Origin of the sequence: Novipirellula herctigrandis (genome assembly GCA_007859835.1) — a bacterium.
Lineage (GTDB): Bacteria > Planctomycetota > Planctomycetia > Pirellulales > Pirellulaceae > Novipirellula_A > Novipirellula_A herctigrandis.
Window position 1 is genome coordinate 1,220,594 of sequence record SJPJ01000001.1, and the last position, 204, is coordinate 1,220,797.

Below are 204 nucleotides of genomic sequence, written 5' to 3' on the forward strand. Positions count from 1 at the left end.
TAGTGATCAGCGGGGACGGGCGAAAGACTTGCAAGCAGACGAGAAAACGGACCACCCGTCCTCCGTTGCATCACATGGTTATCCCACGGATTTGGGTTAAACGCCGATCGAGTCACCATGATGAATCAGTCGACCGAGCACCGTCCGTTTAGCCTTCGGCCCCTTCGGTGACAGTTGTCCGTTCCCTAGCAGTATCAGTTTAAC